This window comes from Erwinia sp. MYb416 (genome assembly GCF_037479575.1).
GTDB classification, from domain to species: Bacteria; Pseudomonadota; Gammaproteobacteria; order Enterobacterales; family Enterobacteriaceae; genus Erwinia; species Erwinia rhapontici.
Genome location: NZ_JBBGYT010000106.1, coordinates 1 through 3,456 on the forward strand (window position 1 = coordinate 1; position 3,456 = coordinate 3,456).

Below are 3,456 nucleotides of genomic sequence, written 5' to 3' on the forward strand. Positions count from 1 at the left end.
CCACCGCATTACAACCTGCTTAAGCAGTCCATCGCTACCGCTTTAAAACTGGCAAAGTCTTTGCTCTCTCGTAGTCGCGTCATCGCCCGCTCGCGCATAAAGGTCACAAACAGGTCGTAAATGGCCATCGCCTCTTCATACTCTGTTTTGCTGATTGCCAGCAGGAAAATCACATAGGCGGTTTCATCACCCCAGGCAATGCCCTCAGGTGCAAGCACCGTGTAGACGCAGGTTTTCTTCGCCAACAATCCGAGCGAGTGCGGCAACGCAATCCCCTCACCCAGCATGGTGCTGACAATCGCCTCACGTTCCTCCACCGAAGGGTAAAACGCTTCATCTACCCTCCCTTCTTCTTCCAGCCGATCGCATAGCTGGCGGAACAGTGCAGAACGATCCATCGGGCGATCGAGAATCAGGAAGTGGCTGGCATCAAAGAAACGCTCCAGCATGTAAGGCCGGGTGCGATCGAGCAGCACCAGCTTGCCGATCTGCTCAAGCTGATAATCGGTAGGAAACGGTGACATCACTACCACCGGCTTATCTTTATCACTGAGACGCACCGTGGAGATCACAAAGTCTTCCTCCACGTTCTCTTTCAGTTCGTATTCACGCAGAGAGAGGATGTTACTCACAACAATTTGTGGATATTTACGCAGCAGCATGGCTTCGATCATGCGCACGGTGGAGTTGCCGGTATCGCACACCAGCAGGATCTGCGGATGGCGCTGATAGCCCACGTTGTAGTGGCGTTCCAGCCCAACGCCAATATGCAGCACCAGGAAACCGATCTCATTTTCACTGATGGTGTAAGGCGAGTATTTACCCCAGCTGGAGACCGCCGCCAGCGTCACATCCCAAGCCATCGGATAGTGCTGTTTGATATTTGATAGCAACGGGTTAGGGATCTGGATCTGGTAACGCACGCGGGTGATCATCGTTTTAATGTGCGTCAGCAGGTCGGCATGGAGCTGCGGATCGTTTTGCAGGTTAAAATTGTAATGCGTGTTGATGTAGCTGAGGATGTAGTCCACCAGCGAGTCGCCGTCATCCGGGCTGATCACGCTGGCCACGCTGTCCTCTACCCGGCGGGCAGCGATATTTACCCGCAGGTAAGCCTCTTCCGCCGGAGAGATTGCTTTACCCGTCATCGGCCTCATCAGGTTCACGATATGGCGCGCCGCGTCACGCACGTCATCATCAACATCCTCCGCCGTGAAATCGGTCAGCGGATAGCCTTCGCCAATGCGACGCACCGCCACGGCACAGTAAAGGCGCAGATAAAACTCCCCCTCATCGGTCAGACGGATCGTAAAGCGCGACAGGCACTGTTGCAGCAGCGGTTGCAGTGTATCAAGCATACCGCGGTTCAACGCCTCCAGCCTTAACAGCGGGCTGTCGATGTCTTCCTGTGCAATCTGATACAGCAGGTCCGTGAGGCAGGTGCGCATCGCTACCTCTGTCCCGAACAGCTTCATGCCGTAGCGTGGCTTGGTTTCAATCGCCAACTGATAGCGCGCCAGCCACTCCCTGACTTCAGCCATATCACTTTGCAACGTGGTGCGGCTGACAAACCACTCGTCTGCCAGGTCTTCCAGTTTCAGGGAAAATGCCGACGTGAGAAAGCGGGTAAGCAGGTAGTGCACGCGTTCCGACGACGTGCGTGGGACGCGCAGATGGGAAGGTGACTGCTTTAGCAACGCAGTATAACGCGGCAGATCCTCAATTTTCAGCCGATAACCCGCACCACGATTCAGCACCAGGCTGGCACCGTGATCGGCCAGCAGTTCATTGAGGACATGAATATCGGTACGCACCGTGCGTGTCGAGACAGCGAAACGTCGCGCCAGCTCATCCTGCGGCAGCGTTTCGTTTTGCAGCAAATCAAACAACTGAGCCAGTCGTTGGTTAGGGAATCTCACGGGGGCACCACTTTTAAGCTGATCACCAAAAGGAAAATTAACTTATTTTTCGACGAAAAAATAGTACACCCCGGAACAGTCCGGGGTGTCAGGACGAGATTAATCCACTAACTTTTTGGTTAGTGCCAGCAGTGTTGCCACATCTTCCGGGCGGGTCAGCCCGGAGGTGCTATCAATAATGGAGCTGTAGATATGCGGAATAATTTTGCTGACACCGGCATCCAGCGCGACGCGCAAAATCGTCTCATAGTTGTCCAGATCAATACCGCCTGTCGGTTCCAGCCAGAAATCCTGGTCTGCACAGGCTTCTGCCACTGCTTTAAACTCGTCGATAGCTTTCAGTCCGCCCATCGGGAAAAACTTCACTGAGCTTCCGCCCATATCCTTCAGCATAGCAATCGCGGAGGCGACCGGGATGATTCCGTCTACCCTCTGTGAACTCAGTGGTCCGGTAGAGATTTTCACTTTTCCGGGTTGGCCGGTTGGCGACACTACAGCGTTCACCACGGTCTGCGACTGTCCCAGCAGCGCGCGGGTAGTGCCAACGCCGGTAAAGACTTGATTAACATGCTGTGGCTGCACTTCAGCGGAGATGGCACTCACCATCAGCGACTGATTCGGATCGCCCGCGCCCAGCCCGACGGACAGCGCATTATCGATCAGTGCGGCATACTCACGCATGTCCGCCACGGCGGTCGCGACATCGAGATAGTTTTTCGACAGCACGCCTACCAGTACGTAGCCTTCGGCCGCCAGCCAGATATCACGGGCGTTCTGTTTTGAGCCGGCCAGTACATTCAGGCATACACGGTCACGATAAAATTTTGGTGTCAGCGTCATGCGCGTTTCTCCTTGTTTAACAGCGTCTGAATACAGACAAAAATAGTGTGCAGCTGCTCCGCAGACACGCTGCGCACGTCTACTTCAACAATCCCTTCGTTGGCTTTGTAGCCACGGAAATAGATGGCGATATCGCCGGTTTTAAGTGCCTGTACCACTTCCCCCGTCGTACGCCCGAGAGTCGCTTCGTCAAAATGAATCTCCGCACGGGCAATATCACGCCCGGCCGCATCCCACACCACGCGGGCCTGAATCCCGGACAGCTGATTCAGGTTGTCGATAAATGGCGTCATTTTTTCCACCATCTGCGCCCCGGTTACCTTCTCCAGACGCTGGAAATTTTCAATCGCCTGAGTCAGCCCAAGGATGCCCTCTTTGCCGACTTTCATCGCGCGACCAATGCCCTGCGACTGACGTTTTACCCATTCGACGTACTGCGTTTTTCCGGTTACCAGCCCACTGGTAGGCCCTTCAATGGCTTTTGCGCCGCTGTAGATCACCAGGTCAGCCCCCAGTGCGTAATACGCTTGTAAGTCTTCTTCGGCGGCAGCATCCACGATCAGTGGAACGCCATGTTTGCGTGCCACCCCCGCCGCCTGTTCGACGTTGAGATGGCTTTTCTGCACGCTGTGGTGCGATTTGATGTAGAGAATGGCGGCTGTTTGCGGCGTGATGGCCGCCGAGAGCTGTTCAGGCG

3 protein-coding genes are annotated in these 3,456 nt (G+C 54.9%); all 3 read right to left on the bottom strand.

All coding sequences use genetic code 11. The features are described 5' to 3' along the window. Window positions 1-8 precede the first annotated feature (8 nt). Window positions 9-1,919 carry a BglG family transcription antiterminator gene (locus WH277_RS00950; protein ID WP_339456792.1) on the bottom strand — a complete coding sequence of 637 codons (1,911 nt, stop codon included), beginning with the start codon at window positions 1,917-1,919 and terminating at the stop codon, window positions 9-11. A gap of 99 nt (window positions 1,920-2,018) precedes the next feature. Further along, on the bottom strand, window positions 2,019-2,759 hold the full coding sequence (gene dagF, locus WH277_RS00955; protein ID WP_200641828.1) for a 2-dehydro-3-deoxy-phosphogluconate aldolase: 741 nt from the start codon (window positions 2,757-2,759) through the stop codon (window positions 2,019-2,021). Beyond that, window positions 2,756-3,456: PLP-dependent transferase (locus WH277_RS00960; RefSeq protein WP_339503847.1), on the bottom strand; the 701-nt coding region annotated here is incomplete at its 5' end. The genes WH277_RS00960 and dagF, both read right to left, overlap by 4 nt.